Below are 17,699 nucleotides of genomic sequence, written 5' to 3' on the forward strand. Positions count from 1 at the left end.
TGTTCAGGACACCAGTTGTTCCATTGAAAAAATGGGCAGCAGCGTTGCAAGAACAATAAATAGTACCACAGCGCCCATAAACAAAATAACCAATGGCTCCAGCAGCGTCAATGCTGTATCAATCAGCCGTTTCACTTCATTGTCCAGATGCGATCCGGTTCTGTCCATCATTGCCGAGATCTGTCCGCTTTTCTCGCCGCTGGCTATCAGGTGGGTGGCCATGGGACTGAGAAAGCCGGTATCTTTCAGGGCGAGGCTGATGCCGGTACCTTCGCGCACACGCACGGTCGCGGCATCGAAGGCGCTGCGCATGACCAGATTGTTGATAAGACTTGCCGATACGCGCATGGTTTCCAATACATTCACGCCGGCCGCAAATAAAATGCCAAAGGTATGAATGTAGCGTGCAACGTTGGTGGACTTGACCAGGTAGCCGCAGACGGGCAGTCTGAGCAGGATGCGGTGCCAGGCCATTTTTATTTTCATGTTTTTCAGGCTTTGCCTGAAAAGGACAATCAAGGCTGCCAGTCCCCCCAGGAGGTACAGACCCCAGGATTTGATAAATTGACTGAAGGTAATCAACACCTGGGTCATGGCCGGCAGGGTTTGCCCGCTGCTGGTAAATACCTCGATAATTTTGGGAACCACAAAAGCCAGCAGAAAAGAAATAATGGCGGTTGATACCACGATCATCAGAGAAGGATAGATCAGGGCCTGCTGAACTTTCTGGCGTGTGTTCTGCTGGTTTTCGGTATAATCGGCCAGCTTTTCAAGTACCAGATCCAGGCGCCCGGTCTGTTCGCCGGCCGCTACCGTCGCCCGATAAAGTTCTGGGAACGCATTGGGAAATTCCGCAAGAGCCTGAGCGAGGGAGTATCCTTCCATGACTTTGGAGCGCACGCCAATGATCAGCTCGCGCGGCTTGCCTTTTTCGGTTTGCTCACTCACGCCGCGCAGGGATTCCTCCACAGGAATGCCGGCGGCGAGCAGGGTCGCCAGCTGTCGGGTCAGCAGGGATAGATCCTGAGCCGAGAGGCTGCTGTGATTTTGTGTTTTCTGCCTGGTGAAGGCACGAACCTGGGTCGGGATCAAGTCACGCTCACGCAACAGCTGGCGGGCGTGTCGTTCGGAGTCAGCCTCGATTACGCCTTTTGTGCTGCTGCCATGTCTGCTTAATGCCTGGTAGTGGTAGGCGGGCATCCTGCTCCTCTGCGATACAAACGCGTGTGTTTTAAAATTCTGATGAATTTAGTGTAATCTATTGGGTTTAACAAGTCACTTGGGGTAAACTCGCTGAGCCAGTTTCTTGCTGTTTTGACAATCGGGAGAGAAGAATGAGTACAGAAGCCGTATTAGCTGCAATAAAAGAGCACGATGCAAAATTTATTGATTTACGTTTCACGGACACACGCGGTCAGGTTCATCACATCACGATTCCTCCATCTGCGGTGGATGAGGACTTTATCGTCAACGGAAAAATGTTTGATGGTTCGTCTATCACCGGCTGGCAGAAAATACACCAATCCGATTTGGCTTTGGTTCCTGATTGCAGCAGCCTGCTTCTCGATCCCTTCTATCAGGATAATACCCTGATTCTACAATGTAATGTTGTCAATCCACAGACCATGATGGGCTATGATCGCGATCCACGCTCCATTGCCTTCCGCGCTGAAACCTATCTGCGTTCTACCGGCATCGCCGACACTGCTTATTTTGGCCCGGAGCCAGAGTTCTTTTTATTTGATGACGTGCGCTGGGACACCCAGATGAACGGCGCTTTTTACAAAATCGACTCCGAAGAAGCACACTGGAATTCCGGTAAGGAATATGCGGGTGGTAATACCGGTCATCGTCCTGGTGTGAAGGGTGGTTATTTCCCCGTTCCTCCAATTGACTCATCGCAGGATATCCGCTCAGCCATCTGCCTGACGCTGGAATCGCTCGGTATCGTTGTGGAAGCGCATCATCATGAAGTTGCCACAGGCAACCAGTGCGAGGTCGCGACCCGTTTTGACAGTCTGGTGAAAAAAGCCGATCAGCTGCAATTGCTGAAATACGTTATTCACAACGTGGCTCATAACTATGGCAAAACAGCAACCTTTATGCCTAAGCCTCTGGTTGGCGACAATGGTAACGGCATGCACTGCCACCAGTCGCTGGCAAAAGATGGCGTCAATCTGTTTACGGGCGATCATTACGCTGGTCTGTCCGAACTGGCTCTTTATTACATAGGCGGTATCATCAAGCATGCACGCGCCCTGAATGCCTTTACCAATCCGGCCACCAACAGTTACAAGCGTCTGGTGCCTGGCTTTGAGGCGCCTGTTATGCTGGCTTACTCAGCCTGTAACCGCTCGGCTGCGATTCGTATTCCACACGTCACCAATCCCAAGGGGCGTCGTATTGAAGTGCGTTTCCCTGACGCCATGGCCAATCCTTATCTTGCTTTTTCTGCCATGATGATGGCGGGTCTTGATGGTATTCAGAAAAAAACTCATCCAGGTCAGCCGATTGACAAGGATCTGTATGACCTGCCTCCGGAAGAACTGGTTGACGTACCTACAGTCTGTGGTTCTCTGGAAGAGGCGCTGGCGCATCTGGAGCTTGATCATGACTTCCTGTTACAGGGAGACGTGTTCAGCAAGGACTTTATTGCCAGTTATATTAACTTGCGAAAAGAGGAAGTAAAACGCATCAGACAGCTGATTCATCCCGCCGAGTTTGAGTTATATTACAGTCTGTAATGGTCGATATGAAGCAGCTCTGTGGCACAGTGCCTTATCAACATTAAATACAGAGGCAGGGTGGGCAAAGGAGCAAAGCGACGTGCCCACCAAGCATTGGCACAGCGCTCAACCATGGTGGGCACGTCGCTTTGCTCCTTTGCCCACCCTACACCAAGTCGGTCGCAATGTTTTTATCTGTCAAAATAAAGTGCAGACTATACTATACTTGTCAACAGACCTGTCACGTGTTTTTTTGTGGAAAAATAAATGAATCGATGCGCAGTGTTGCTGATTTTCCTGAGCCTCGTCAACACCAGTGTGGCACAGGTGTACCGTTGGACGGACAGTAATGGTGTTGTGCATTTCAGTGACAGACCACATCCCGGCTCGCAAATCCTGAATTTACCCGGCAGCCAGCCATTTTCTACGCCGACAGCGACCCCACCAGCTGATACCGCTTCACCGGCTGTGGAAAGCGATCCCGAGCCCGAATACACCGTTGTTGCCATTACCCAGCCTGCCCAAGATGCCACCATTCGCAATAATCAAGGCTACGTCCCGATTATCATTAATATTGAGCCAGAGCTGAGAGCTGGCGATAAGCTGCAGATTCTTTTTGACGACAAACCCATAGGAGCACCGCAGACAGGCAAATTATTTGCCCTGAACGAAATTGACAGAGGCACGCATACAATAGCGGTTCAGGTGATTGATACGGATGGCAATGTCTTGAACCTGAGTGACACGATTACCTTTTATATGCAAAGGCCACGAGTTGGCATGGTACCTGGCACCGTACCCAGACCGAACAATAATTAAATTCCCCCTTGAATTTTTGATTTTTGCCCCGATATCAGTTGTAACTGCGGATACCATACCGTCACAATTTTTTTATTTTAACTGTTCTATTGGAGAAAGTTACATGTCGAGCAAGAAACAAACCATGGGGTTTCAAACCGAGGTGAAGCAAATGCTTCATTTGGTTGTGCATTCACTTTACAGCAATAAAGAAATTTTTCTTCGGGAACTGATATCCAATGCCTCCGATGCTCTGGACAAACTGCGCTTCCTTGCTTTGGCCAATTCGTCTTTGTACGAAGGGGATACCGATCTGCGTATCGTGATTGAATCCAATGAAAAACTGAAAACCATCACCATCAAAGACAATGGTATTGGTATGAGCTGGGATGAGGCCATCGAAAATCTCGGAACGATTGCCAAGTCCGGTACCAAAGAGTTTCTCAGTCAGCTGGGCAGCGAAAACAGCAAGGACTCACAACTGATTGGTCAGTTTGGTGTTGGTTTTTACTCAGCCTTTATTGTAGCCGATAAAGTGACGGTTAAAAGCCGCCGTGCCGGTCTGGCTGCCGACGAAGGTATTGTCTGGCAATCTACTGGTGATGGCGAATTCACTATCGCTCAGGAAAAACGTGCTGAGCGTGGCACAGAAATTACTCTGCATCTGAAGGCTGACGAAGATGAATACCTGAGCGACTGGCGCCTGCGCAGCATCATCAGCAAATATTCCGATCACATCTGCTGGCCAATCGTAATGAAAAAAGCCAAAGATACCGATGATGAAAAAGAAGCTGACAGCAAAGCCGCGGATGAGTTCGAAACGGTCAATAAGGCAACGGCGCTCTGGACCCTGCAAAAATCCGAAATCAGCGATGACGAATACAAGGCCCTGTACAAGCATATCTCTCACGATTATCAGGATCCGCTTGTCTGGTCGCACAACCACGTCGAAGGCAAACAGGATTACATCAGTCTGTTGTATGTACCCGGACATGCCCCGTTTGATATGTGGCAGCAGGAATCCAGGCATGGTCTGAAACTCTATGTTAAACGCGTTTTTATTCTTGATGACGCCGTACAGTTTCTGCCACGCTATCTGCGCTTTATCAAAGGAATCATCGATGCCAGCGATTTACCGCTGAACGTATCGCGTGAAATTCTGCAGGACAACAAGCAGGTCGAATCCATCAAGGCTGCCAGCACCAAGCGTGTCTTATCCATGCTGGAAAAACTGAGCCAGGATCCCGAGGCCTATCAGCGTTTCTGGAATGAATTTGGCCTTGTCATGAAAGAGGGACCGGTTGAGGACTTTGCCAATCGTGAAGCCATTGCCAGACTGCTGCGTTTTGCGTCTACTCATAACGGTTCAGACAAACAAATCACAAGTCTCGCCGATTACGTATCCCGTATGCCAGAAACTCAGGATAAAATTTATTACATCACCGCATCCAGCTATAACGCAGCCAAAAACAGCCCTCACCTTGAAATTTTCAAAAAGAAAGGGATAGAAGTGTTGCTGCTGAGCGATCGCATTGATGAATGGCTTGTCGGTTACCTCAGTGAATTTGAAGGTAAAAAGCTGCAATCCATCAGCAAGGGTAAAGTCGATATTGAAGCAGGTGACGATGAGGAAAGTAAGGCTCAGGAAGAAACCATGGCTCCCATGCTCAAGCAAATCAAAGACGTGCTGGGTGAAAAAGTGAAGGACGTTGCCATTACGAATCGCCTGACTGATTCCCCGGCCTGTGTCGTTGCTGATGAAAACGATATGGGACTTGAAATGCAGCGTATCCTGCAGGCGGCTGGGCAACAACTGCCGGGAAGCAAGCCGGTTTTCGAAATCAATCCTCAGCATGCCTTGATTAAGCGCCTGCATGCCATGGAAGATGATAATCAGTTTTCCGAATGGGTGGTTGTTTTATTCGAACAGGCTGTACTGGCTGAGGGTGGTCAACTGGACAATCCCGCCGATTTCGTCAGCCGTGTTAACAGGCTTCTGCTGTCCGCATAAGCGCACAATAAAAAAGGCTCGCCGCGGCGAGCCTTTTTCAAAAAAGAATAATATTATTCGTCCGTCAGGCGGAAGTATTTTGTACCAAAATAACGTTGCAGTTTCTTTCTGATGGTACCACGGCTGATGCCCAGCATTTTCGCTGCCTGCAGCTGGTTGCCACGTCGTTTTTCCATAACGGCCTGTAACAGAGGTGGTTCCACTTCAGCGAGAATCATGTCGTATAGATAGTCAATCGATTTGCCTTTGTTTTCGGCAAGAAAGCGTGTTACGAGGCTGTAAACCAGGTCCTGCAAACCCTGCTCCTGCTTTACTGTCTGAGTAATGGGTGTATCAACACTATTCATCATAACTTCCTTATTCTTGTTAAATCACACTGTCCAGATACTGACAAAATTCTATCGTCAGTACACAGGATTGTACATCAAGGATTATTGACAATCTACTGGTGTTTATATCTATTTTTTGGGCATAGGATTTTACAGCAATCGTTAACACCTCACAGACAGACACTTTATTTTAGTGGAAGAGCAGGATTACGCTGATAATGCGTGGTAATTTATTGCAATTTCTAGTAAATTAGGCAGCTTTGAAAGCCTAATTTAGAGGATACTCAGGGACATGCTGAATACATTGATCAAAAGAATGTTTGGTAGTCGCAACGAACGTACTTTACGCCGTATGGAAAAAGTTGTTGATGCCATTAACGCGTTTGAACCGGCGATGCAGGCTCTGTCTGACGAGGATCTGGCCGCTAAAACCATGGCATTTCGTGCCCGGCTGACGCAGGGAGAATCTCTCGACGACATACTGCCTGAGGCCTTTGCTGTGGTACGTGAAGTCTCCGTACGTACACTGGGTCTGCGTCATTTCGACGTGCAGCTGATCGGTGGTATGGTTCTGCATGAGGGTGATATTGCCGAGATGCGCACCGGGGAGGGTAAAACACTGGTTGCGACCCTGCCTGCCTACCTGAATGCCGTCAGTGGCCGGGGCGTGCATGTCGTCACCGTCAACGATTATCTGGCTAAACGCGACAGCAGCTGGATGAAACCGATTTTTGAGTTTCTGGGTTTAAAGGTCGGGGTGATTCTCTCCGATATGCCGCACGGCGCTAAAAAAGAAGCCTACGCAGCAGACATCGTGTACGGAACCAATAACGAATTTGGTTTTGATTACCTGCGGGACAATATGGCCTTCAGCCTGAATGATAAGGTTCAGCGCGAACTGAATTTTGCCATTATCGACGAGGTTGACTCCATCCTCATCGATGAAGCGCGCACGCCTCTGATTATATCCGGCGCAGCGGAAGGCAGTTCGGAGCTGTACCTGAAGGTTAACAGACTGATCCCCTTGCTGAAAAAACAGGAAGCGGAAGGGGATGAAGGTGATTACACCATCGATGAAAAGCAAAAGCAGGCACACCTGACCGAAAAAGGGCATCAACGCGTTGAAGAGCTGCTGGCGGAAGCGGGTATTCTCGATGAAGGCGAGAGTCTGTACCATGCCAGTAACATCATGCTGATGCATCACGTTAACGCCGCACTGCGCGCGCATACGATGTTTCATCGTGATGTGGATTACATCGTCAAAGACAAACAGGTTGTTATCGTAGACGAGCACACCGGTCGTACCATGTCAGGCCGGCGCTGGTCTGAAGGTCTGCACCAGGCCATCGAAGCCAAGGAAGGGGTTGCCATTCAACACGAAAACCAGACACTGGCTTCCATCACCTTCCAGAATTTTTTCCGTTTATACAACAAACTGTCTGGCATGACCGGAACCGCTGATACGGAAGCGTACGAATTCCAGCAGATTTATAATCTCGAAGTGGTGGTGATTCCTACCAATAAACAGATGTTGCGTAAAGACGAAGCAGATCTGGTGTATCTGACTCAGGAGGATAAATATCAGGCCATTATTGAAGATATACGCGACTGTGTTAAACGTGGTCAACCCGTTCTGGTCGGAACGGCGTCAATCGAAGCTTCTGAACTGGTCAGCAGTCTGCTGAACAAAATTCATATGAAACACCAGGTATTGAACGCCAAGTTTCATGAAAAGGAAGCTCATATTATTGCGGAAGCCGGTCGTCCGGGTGTGGTAACGATTGCGACCAACATGGCTGGCCGAGGAACGGATATCGTGCTGGGCGGCAGTCTGAGCGCTGTGCTGGCTGCCCTGGGCGAGGACGCCACGGAAGCAGAACGCAGACAGGCGAAAGACGAATGGCAGAAACGTCATGATGAGGTGTTAAAGGCGGGTGGTTTACGCATCATCGGTTCCGAACGCCATGAGTCACGCCGGATTGATAACCAGCTGCGTGGCCGTGCCGGTCGTCAGGGCGACGTTGGCAGCAGCCGCTTCTACCTGTCTCTGGAAGACAATCTGATGCGTATTTTTGCCTCGGAGCGTGTTGCGTCGATGATGCGTCGCCTGGGTATGAAACCTGGTGAGCCTATCGAACACAGCCTGGTGACCAAGGCGATTGAAAACGCGCAGCGTAAGCTGGAAGGTCATCATTTCGATGTGCGTAAGCAACTGCTGGATTATGATAACGTAGCCAATAATCAGCGTAAGGTTATTTATACGCAGCGTGCCGCCATCATGGGAATGGACGATCCGGCGGAGGTCGTTGCGTCAATGCGTGAAGAGGTCATCCATGGCCTGGTAGATTCCTACATTCCCCCACAGAGTCTGGAAGAACAATGGGACCTAGCTGGACTGACTCAGATATTGCAGGAAGATTTTCAGCTTAAGGCCGACCTGGCGCAATGGGTCGAGGAGGATCATCACATTCAACCAGAGCAGATTCGTGATCGTGTTTACGCCATGTGCGAAGCTGTTTACAGGGAAAAAGAGCAACAGGCCGGGCGTGAAGTGATCGCCCAGTTTGAAAAATCAGTGATTTTGCAGACTATGGATAATCACTGGCGCGAGCATCTGGCTTCCATGGACTACCTGCGTCAGGGCATTCATCTGCGTGGCTACGCTCAGAAAGATCCAAAGCAGGAATACAAGCGTGAAGCATTTGCTCTTTTCACAAACATGCTGGATACCTTGAAATATGATGTGGTCAGGCTGCTGACTTCAGTACAGATTCAAAACGAAGATGACGTTAATGCCGTTGAGGCCCAACGCCGTGCCAGTCAGATTCAGAATATGGAATTTCTGCATGAAGACGAAGAGAATGAAGGCAGTGAGCAGTCCGAACTGAATGCGCCCGCAACATTTCGTCGCGTTGAGCAGAAAATTGGTCGTAATGACCCCTGCCCCTGTGGTTCGGGTAAAAAATACAAGAGCTGCCACGGCAGCCTGACGTGAGAGTAGCGGTTGCCGTCATATACGATGCGGAAGGGCGCGTTCTGCTGACGCAACGACCTGCGCATGCGGATCATGGCGGCAAATGGGAGTTTCCGGGTGGAAAACTGGAGACGGGGGAGCTCCCGGCTGACGCCTTAAAGCGGGAGATTATGGAAGAAGTAGGCCTGGATGTGCAGGATATGCGCTTTTTAACGGATATTGAGCACGTCTATCCCACAAGGCAGGTTACGCTGCATGTGTGGCAGGTGACTGGATTTACCGGCTCGCCGGTTTGCCGTGAAGCGCAGACCAGCCTGCGTTGGGTTACGCTCGATGAGCTGGAGCGATACGATTTCCCGGAAGCAAACCAAAAGATTATTCCTTTGCTTTATCTCTCATGAGCCTGGCAATTATCTCAACTTACCTGTTGTACTCTCTTCGGCGCTTTTTAAACCGCGGACGGGAATATCAATGTGGTGCACATAACGCTCGATGATCTGTTTGGCCTGTTCGCTGGATAAGGGCTTGGTGATAGCACCTTCCATAAAATATTCATTACAGTCCACTTTAACCACATCAGCTTCATAGCCTGTGAGAGCGATGATTGGAACACGGTGGCTTGTTTTACTCTCAAGCTGACGGATTTTTTTCGACACCAGATAGCCTGAGCTGTCCTGCAGACCTATGTCCATGAACACCAGGTCATATTTGCCAGGCTTGAACAGCTTAATGGCCTCATCGCTGGAATCGGCGACGTCAACCAGACAGTCCAGCTGCAACAACAATGATTGTGCCGCTTTTTGAGCCAGTAAATTGTCTTCGACCATCAGGATTTTAGGTGGCGTCTGTTTTGAGCGAAGAGCCGCTGGCGGCTGAGACAGGCTTTTACCATCCAGTTTATTAAATTCCTGCAGTTTCTCGCGGATTTTTTCAAGTTGCTCATCCAGTTTTTTTCGCTCGGTGATGTCCGTCAGTACCACGACCATACCTCTGAGGTGTCCGTCTTTATCACGCAGAACGGAGCGTTGCGCTGAGTAATAGATGATATTGCCTTCGGAATCAACAACGGGTGGTTCGATAACATTAATTTGATTTTCGCCCGAGAGCAGGGCGTTAATGTCGTCCCGTTTCAAGCCATTGATCCGGGTTTCGGAATAGCCCGTGTGGTGGATCAGGCGTGAATAAAAGGTTCCTTTCAGGTCTGTTATCTCTTCAATACCAAGAAGTCTGAGAACCTGCTCATTGCAGGCGGTGAGTACGCAATCTTTGTCAAGTACATAGACCAGGTTGGGCATACACCGTATTATTTCCTGATAATAATGATGCCACTCTTTCATACTTACGGATTTTTCTTTTTTATCTGTCGCAGGCATGATTCTTCTCCACAGGATCTCCTGTAGAAAAGTATAGCTCAGGTTTGCAATACCCGCTTTAACCCGCTAAACCATATAAGGTAGCGGACAAGGCTATGATGCCCATAAACAGTACAAAGACATTGCCGCGCAGACCCCGGTACTTCTGCAAGGCCGGAACTCTGGCTATGGCATACATTGGCATCAAAAACAGAATGATGGCAATAACAGGGCCGCCCAGTACTTCTATCATGCTTAAAATACCTGGATTCACGGTTGCTATGATCCAGCAGGTGATGATGATAAATACCTCAATAAGATGATGCAGCAGCTTGCCGCTGACAAGACTTGTTTTTTTCCGTCTCTGCAGGGATTTAGCCAGGAGACCGTGCAGACCTTCCCGGGCACCAAGGTAATGCCCCAGAAATGATTTGGCGATAGCGATGAAGGCAATAAAAGGTGCCACATAAGCGATAACCGGGGTTCTGAAGTGATTGGCAAGATACGATAATATGGAAATATTCTGCTGTTTAGCAATCACCAAATCAGCGGGCGACAGGCTGAAAACGCAGCTGAACACAAAAAACATCACCGTACCTACCATCATGATCTGGCTGTATTTCATAATCGACGTGCTTTTCCTGTCTGCCAGATGCCCATAGCGGACTTTTTGATCCACGGCGAAAGACGAAATAATGGGCGAGTGGTTGAAGGAAAAAACCATCACGGGAACCAGCAGCCACAGAGTCATGAGCAGACCGTGGTGAGTACCGGGTGTGCCGGCCACCAGTGGCTGGTGGAAAATCGCGGTATTCCAGTAGGGAATGAGATAGAGGGCAAGCAACATCAGGATAATGACGAAAGGATAGACCAGCATACTCATGGATTTAACGATCAGTTCCTGACCGTAATGAACGATTGCCATCAGGCCCAGGATTAGGGCGATGGACAGCAGGGCACGGGGTGGGGCTGGTATGCCAAGCTGGTTAACAAGAAAGCTGTTTGTGGTGTTGGTAATGGCCACACTGTACATCAGCAGGATAGGATATATGGCGAAAAAATACAGCCAGGTGATCAACTGCCCGGCTTTGCTGCCAAAGTGTTCGTCTACCACGTCGGTAATATCGTTTTTACCTGAGCCGGAGAGTACAAAGCGGCATAGTGCGCGGTGGGAAAAATAGGTCATGGGAAAGGCGATAACTGCCATAATCAACAGAGGCCAGATACCGCTGATGCCGGCGTTGATTGGAAGAAACAGAGTACCTGCACCGATTGCTGTGCCATAAAGGCTGAGCATCCACACCGTGTCTTGTCTACACCATGCTTCGGAGTCTGTGATTTCGTGGTCTATAGCCGTTATGCTGTGATTATCGGGAAACATATACCTGTCTTTATCGCACGTAATTGCACGAATTGTATCATGGAGTGCTTTATTTGTACCATATTTTATTTTCTAAATCATGTCATATTGAAACAAAAATCCGCGATACGCTGGCAGTGCAGAAAATCAAGTCAGTGCGTGGGGAAGTCAGGAACAGCATTTGTCTGGGTAAGAGGCCCCGGCCTGACCGGGGCTATCGGGTCAGGCTGCTGGTGCGGTTCGCAGGTTATTCATATGTTCCTCGATTTGCTCCAGGTGTTGTTGTCCATCGCTTTTATCAAAAAACAGCCGCACATGGCCACAGGCTATTTTGGAGTAAACCACCCGTCCGAGCAGAGCCAGGCCCAGGCTGAAAATGCCGGCCAGCAGGTTGCCGATTATCATGCCCAGTCTGGCATTGTTCTGATGCAGAAGCGCATCCCGGCTGTGTATTCGCTGGGTAAACTGTGTCTTGAACTGTTCAAGCTCCGCTTCCGTAGGCCCGGCATCACGATGTTTCAACACAAAACGCGCCAAATCTGCCTGGATCTGTTCGACAAGCTCTGTTACGGCATTGGAGCTGGGATCGTCGTCTTCCAGCTCCATGCCAAAGACACGAAGCATGTTAATCTGAGTATTCAGAGCGAGAATGCTCTGGATCTGTCTCATTGTGTAATTATGTGTATCCGGCTCAAAGATCAATCGTTGTAAACTGTACACCAGATCGGCGTGCTCAGGTTCTAAGGGCATGATGGACTGATAATCCAGCGGAATATGCCTGTCTATGTCATGAATATGGGAAGCCAGATCGTTAAGAAGGCTCGATAGATTGATGCCCGGAAACTGCCGGAGTCCTGTTGCAATCCTTGCCAGTACGGTCTGATTATTTCCCGACGCCGCGTATTGATTCATGTCATCTATCAAGCCAGCTATAAATGTTTCCCGCTGTCGGCGATCGGATGAAAACAGACTGTCTTTAAAGCGATAGCTATGATGTCTATTCGTGCTGTACGCTTCCAGCGATTCGCGGAATGCCTGCACACAGGCCTCGCGGGCCTGGATGCGCTGCAACAGCGCGCTATAAATATTTTGTTGCAGCGCCAGGCGATTCCGAATGGCCTGCTGCCGTGCCTTGAGGGCCTGAGTATGCTCGTTGCTGAACAGATCCAGATGTTCATCTGGAGAAAACGCCGCTATATCGTGACTAATACTCTCCAGAGCAGCAGCAATCCGGTCTCGAGCCATCAACGTCTCTTCATAATTCAAGGCGCTCAGCTGGGTTTCCCGCGCTTCGCAGACGTTGTCGAGCTGGCATAGGGCCTGAGCGCGTCTCGCCAGAATTTGCTCTGAGAGGTTGAGGCTCAAAGCCTGCAATTCCTGCACGGAGTTATTCATGTCCTGTATGACCTGGTCATTTGTAGAAACATGCAGGCTGGTCAGCGCGCTGTTCAGATTCTGAATCAGCAGGGATTGTTGCTGCAGAGCAGCCGGTATGGGCCGCATGGCAGTCAGCCACTGGTTAATCAGCAATAGAGAAGGAGCGTCAGTCTCAGCCTGTTCTCGTCCTATTGCATTGAGGCTTGACGCCAGAGCAGCCAGCTCATCGCGGATAAGCGTATTGCTCGAGTGTATTTTACTTTGTATTTGCTGTGTAATTTGATCTTTAATGTTTGACAGCAGGGGGGATATTGTTGCCAGTCTTTGTTCCCATGCATTTGCCTGCGTCAGGCCGGACACGTGTTCGGTCAGCGACTGCAGCTGAGTGGACAGGCTCTCTAGCCTGTCGTTAAATGAGATGAAGGTATCGGGTAAGGACGGGGCATTGATAAAATCCTGTGGGTCGTCTGCTGTTGTCGTTAGCTCGTTTTGCAGGGTTTCACTGTCTTTGAGTAAGGACCGCAAACGCATTAATGCCTGGATATTACCCACGGTTTCGCTGGTTTCCGTGGGGATGATTTTGTTGCGTCGCTTCATTTCCTTTTGTTGACTGATCAGCTCATTATACAGTTTTACCGCTGAGCACCGTTGCTTTTCGTTGCAGAGCCTGTCATTTTGCAGCCCCTCGCTGGCGGCCAGTACGTCAGCCAGACCTTGTCTTGCCTCGTCCAGACTGATTTTTTTCTGCTTGAGATCAATTTTCTGCTCAAGCGCCCTCTGTTTATGGACAATGTGAGCGCGCAACTGGCTGAGAGCCTGCTGATATTCGTCTTTTGATGGGCGGATCCTAAGGCGTGAGTCCTGCCGGCTTTGAAACTCTTTCCAGTCAATGCCATGCGCTTCAGAGGAGCTGGAAGAGGAGCTGGAGCTGGAAGATGAGCTGGCTGAACGCTGAGGGCCCGTTGCATCAAGACCGATCATAGACAGCAACGCATCAAAATGCGCGCAGGCCAGTTCCCGTCCGTTTTCCCTGAGGAATGTATCGATGCCCTGAAACGGTATCTGGGTTTCGTCCTGGAGCATGTCGAGAACCTGGCCAAGCAGACGGATTAGCTTATCCGGGTGCTCAGGCAGGCTCTGCAGCGACTCGACCTGTTCATCTCCTGTGCCTGACAGCATAGCGGCAAGGGCTGTTTGAGCCACTGTTACGTCTTCCTGCCGGCTTACTATCTGGGGTTGCAGTGCACGGATACGCTCGGTCAGGTCGCTTTCGGCAGCCGTCAGCTTATCGATCACCGTCAGCTGCGATTTAATTTTATCGTTAATCAAAAGAGATTCTGCTTTCAGCGTATCCTGTTCCGTGCGAAGACGATTCAAATGCGCTTCCTGTTCCCGCTGCAGCTCCTCCAGTTTATCGGGTGCGGCGGATTGCATGCTGCGATAAAACGCTTCGTCCGCCTCAGCCCTTTGCAGGCGATTCTGCCAAAACTCCCGGGTTCGCAGCAGGGCTGTGTGCGAGGCATCGCAGTGCTGCAGAAGCAGACCAATGCGGCTGTCCACTTGATGAGTGAATTGCATCAGCTCGTTCTGCAGGTTTTTTTCCGCATCATGTGCGACAACGGCTTCTGGCAGCTGCGTTTCCTGGTCGGCATGCTGAGCCAGATCATTTAAGGTCAGTGACACTTGAGCCAGCTTGTCAATCAAGTCATCCACAATGCTGAGCTGAGTCCGTATCTCATCGATGGATATGACCTGATTTCGAGCATTATTAGCCTGATTTTGATCAATTTCTATAATCCGTTCCTGCTGTATTTCCAGGGTGTCATGAAGTTGCTGAATGTTGGTCTGGCGCGCGAGCTTAACCTTATCTTTCCAGAGCGTTATCGCCATCTCCAGGCGTTTATCGAGGTCAGTCCATTCATTCCGATTACACTGTGCAAGCTGTGCCAGTGTCTGCAGAGAGGCTTCTGCGTAATGCGTCAGATGGTTTTTGACTGGCGTTATGGACAAAGTATCCGAGCCGCTCTGTTCAACAAAAATTACCGAGGGTAATAGAAACTGGCCATATTCCGCCTCCATTCCTTCGCTCATCCCGGCATGGTCAAGCAATAAATCCCGCACCAGCTTCGTTTGAACGGCATTACGCTTTTCTTCGATGAGCTGACACAGGCTGAGGTTTTCTTCGGCCAGTTTCTGTCGCCGACTCCGCTCGGCCTGCAGGTTTTGAACATAAACTTCCGTATCTGGGGAATAAAGGGGCGGATAGTGATCGACGGCCGTCATATGACGGCCCAGGCGAGTGCCAATATCTTCCAGCTCAGCCTCGTGAAATGCCTTCAAAACGCAGGCATGTTTTTTTTGGTATACAACTTCTTCCGCTTCTGGATACTCGCGGAACCAGACTTCAATTTCCCTTAGAATATCCTGAGGCAGTCGATTGTAAACGTACTGAAAATTTACGGTCTTCGGGCCAGAGGCCGATTGTATGGCATATCGATAGGATGTCTGCTGTGGATCATGGCTTTCCAGACGCTGGATATCAATAATATATCCCAGTTTGGCCAGAACAGATTTCAGTCTTTCGGACTGGAGATGATGGGTCAAAACATCGGGGTTGAAAAAGGGAATAACACGCTCAAGTTCCGGTGGCAGTTCACCCAGATGCTGAAGGAGGCTGTTCAGCAGCTCGAAGGTCATTGGGTGGGAAATCCGGACCTCATGGGTATAAGGCAGATTATCGCCGCAATCAAAAAATCCATCCTGTAGTTTTTTTAACAGGCCGTCTATGACGTCGGAATCGCTCAGGTTGCTCTGATTATCCAGCTCGAGGGAGCGTATCTGGTGTATCAGACGCGTCAGCAGGCTTTCCATATCGGGGCCGGGAACTTTTTTGGCCCTGGCAGACACCTGGTCTTTATGCGACTGTAATTTATGGATAATCCTGTCGGTTACTGAAGAAGTGGACGAACTGCTGGAAGGGTAGCTCTGTTTCAGAGTTTTTTTAATCAGGCTCTGTGCGGACTGAAGCAACAGATATTTTCGACTCTGGGTCACAGATTTGAGCTGACTGAGTGAGTGGATTTTGCGCGCGATGGCTATCATGCCAAATACACTGGGAATCGCCTGCTCGTCGAACTCAGGTAGAACATTCCTGTGCATTTCTGTCAGCATGGTTTTGAACATGGCCATGATTTTTCGGGCATGTCTGGTTTCCATGCTCTCGTTCCGCTGCCGGGGATATTTTGCCTTGATTGTCTTTATGTCCCTGAGAACGGAGACGATAGTCTTGCCAAGCAGACTGTATTGATAAGTATTGTCGCCCATGATTGTTACCACCTGATCACTGCATCGGAATTAAAAAATCGAAATATGACTGTTTCTTCAAAAACAAAGGAATAATTACCGTTGTACCTCGTGGTGTCAAGCAGGATTTGCAGGCGCTTCCACGACAGTAATGTGGCATAATGGAATACTGTTGAAAACACACCCGGAGCCGATTGATTTATGGATGAAACGAAAGCGGTCATTAAAGCGTGCCAGTCTCTTGTATTTGCGGGTTTTTTATTGAGTTCATGCAGCGTAAATGCTTCCTTTATTGAGTCAACAATCGGTGCCGCCGTTGTGAATGATGCGACAGCGGCGTATTTTAATCCGGCAGCATTAACCCTGTTAAAAAACACTCAAATTATAGCGCTCGAATCGTTTGCTGAGTCTCATGGCAGTTTTTCAGGCCGTACTATTCGTGCAGGCACCGGTTTTACCCAGACGGGGATAGCCAATTCCAAATCGAATTATTTTTTACCCTCGGGTTATTGGGGACGACCATTAAGTAATACGGTGAGTCTTGGTCTGGCCATCGTTGCCAACTCGTTTAACAAAAACATTGAGGAGAATTCTGTCCTGCGTTACGACCAAAGTGGCAGCCGTGTGCACAGCGTGGATCTGGTGCCGGCGGTGGGGGTTAAAGTCAATGACTATCTGTCCCTGGGGGCGGCCATCAATCTCACCTGGGCTGATATTCTTCTGAGACCTCTGACCGGTTTTCCTGAGCTGAATATTCCTGACAGCCAGAGTCGCAATGACAGCCGTGGCGGCGGGGTGGGAGGGGATGTTGGTATGCTGATCAAACCCTCGTCATCAACCATTATGGGATTGAATTATCGCAGCGCCATCACCTATCGGCTCAACGGAAAAAGCGTCTTTGAAGGCAGTAGAGACGTTGTATCAAGGCAGTACGGCTTTCAATTCTGGACGCCGGCAAGGACGGTGTTTTCCATTAATCATATCCTTAGCCCGAAGCTGGGTCTGACGGGAACTGCGCAGTATCTGCAATGGGATATTTTTAAACAGATTACCATTCGTGGCATTGCCAGCGAAGTGGGTACGCAAGCGCTGATTCTTAATGCCACGGTCCCTTATCATTTGCATAACGCATGGCTGCTGACCCTGGGCGGTCAGTATCGAATGACCCCGGAATGGGTTATTCGTGGGGCCGGCACTTTTAGCCAGTCACCCGGAAACCCACGTGAGCAACTCAGCAACGGTGATACGGTTATCGCTGGTTTATCCAGTGGTTACACGCTCGGTCAAAATCTTTCTATTGATGCCAGCTACGCGCATGCGTTCATTCAGCAGCAAAATATTCATATCAGTAATGCCAGGCATCGTATCGATGGAGTCAATACCGGAGTCAGAGATTCGGTATCGTTAAAACTGACGTTTAACCTGGGGTAAGAGTCGATCAAAATCTCAATGGTTTTTGATGCCTGTGT

The 17,699-nt window shown here is 49.4% G+C and carries 11 protein-coding genes; 6 read left to right on the forward strand and 5 right to left on the reverse strand.

Annotated elements, in window-relative coordinates:
- Positions 1-3 precede the first annotated feature (3 nt).
- The gene (gene lspF, locus ACQUTA_RS03210; protein ID WP_444986757.1) at positions 4-1,200 is read right to left on the reverse strand and encodes a GspF family T2SS innner membrane protein variant LspF; all 1,197 of its coding nucleotides are present in this window, start codon (positions 1,198-1,200) and stop codon (positions 4-6) included.
- 134 nt (positions 1,201-1,334) lie between these two features.
- On the opposite strand from lspF, the gene glnA reads away from it, so the two are divergent.
- From glnA to htpG, 3 genes are all read left to right on the forward strand, one after another.
- Entirely contained in the window at positions 1,335-2,744 is a 1,410-nt protein-coding gene (glnA, locus tag ACQUTA_RS03215; RefSeq protein ID WP_444986758.1) for a type I glutamate--ammonia ligase, read from the forward strand.
- Positions 2,745-2,993: 249 nt separating this feature from the next.
- Positions 2,994-3,545 (forward strand): DUF4124 domain-containing protein, encoded by a 552-nt coding sequence (locus tag ACQUTA_RS03220; RefSeq protein ID WP_444986759.1) that lies wholly within the window; start codon positions 2,994-2,996, stop codon positions 3,543-3,545.
- Between the two features lie 103 nt (positions 3,546-3,648).
- Complete coding sequence (htpG, locus tag ACQUTA_RS03225; protein ID WP_444986760.1) at positions 3,649-5,535, forward strand: molecular chaperone HtpG; 1,887 nt, start codon at positions 3,649-3,651, stop codon at positions 5,533-5,535.
- 53 nt (positions 5,536-5,588) lie between these two features.
- Here the strand turns inward: htpG and ACQUTA_RS03230 are convergent, their stop codons facing one another.
- On the reverse strand, positions 5,589-5,885 hold the full coding sequence (locus ACQUTA_RS03230) for a helix-turn-helix domain-containing protein (protein ID WP_444986761.1): 297 nt from the start codon (positions 5,883-5,885) through the stop codon (positions 5,589-5,591).
- 271 nt (positions 5,886-6,156) lie between these two features.
- On the opposite strand from ACQUTA_RS03230, the gene secA reads away from it, so the two are divergent.
- Both secA and mutT read left to right on the forward strand, forming a co-directional pair.
- On the forward strand, positions 6,157-8,859 hold the full coding sequence (gene secA, locus ACQUTA_RS03235) for a preprotein translocase subunit SecA (protein WP_444986762.1): 2,703 nt from the start codon (positions 6,157-6,159) through the stop codon (positions 8,857-8,859).
- Positions 8,856-9,239: an 8-oxo-dGTP diphosphatase MutT gene (gene mutT / locus ACQUTA_RS03240; RefSeq protein ID WP_444986764.1), complete on the forward strand. Its 384-nt coding sequence runs from the start codon at positions 8,856-8,858 to the stop codon at positions 9,237-9,239. The genes secA and mutT overlap by 4 nt, the downstream gene beginning before the upstream one ends.
- A gap of 9 nt (positions 9,240-9,248) precedes the next feature.
- Here mutT and ACQUTA_RS03245 read toward each other — a convergent pair whose 3' ends face one another.
- From ACQUTA_RS03245 to ACQUTA_RS03255, 3 genes are all read right to left on the reverse strand, one after another.
- The gene (locus ACQUTA_RS03245) at positions 9,249-10,211 is read right to left on the reverse strand and encodes an ATP-binding response regulator (protein ID WP_444986765.1); all 963 of its coding nucleotides are present in this window, start codon (positions 10,209-10,211) and stop codon (positions 9,249-9,251) included.
- A 58-nt stretch (positions 10,212-10,269) separates the two neighbouring features.
- Positions 10,270-11,571 (reverse strand): serine/threonine transporter, encoded by a 1,302-nt coding sequence (locus ACQUTA_RS03250; protein ID WP_444986766.1) that lies wholly within the window; start codon positions 11,569-11,571, stop codon positions 10,270-10,272.
- Between the two features lie 201 nt (positions 11,572-11,772).
- A complete protein-coding gene (locus ACQUTA_RS03255) occupies positions 11,773-16,251 on the reverse strand; it encodes a hypothetical protein (protein WP_444986767.1) in 4,479 nt (1,492 codons plus the stop codon).
- A 180-nt stretch (positions 16,252-16,431) separates the two neighbouring features.
- Between ACQUTA_RS03255 and ACQUTA_RS03260 the strand changes: the two genes are divergently transcribed.
- Positions 16,432-17,661 carry an OmpP1/FadL family transporter gene (locus tag ACQUTA_RS03260; RefSeq protein ID WP_444986768.1) on the forward strand — a complete coding sequence of 410 codons (1,230 nt, stop codon included), beginning with the start codon at positions 16,432-16,434 and terminating at the stop codon, positions 17,659-17,661.
- The last annotated feature ends 38 nt before the right edge of the window (positions 17,662-17,699 follow it).

The organism is Legionella navarrensis, assembly GCF_052527415.1.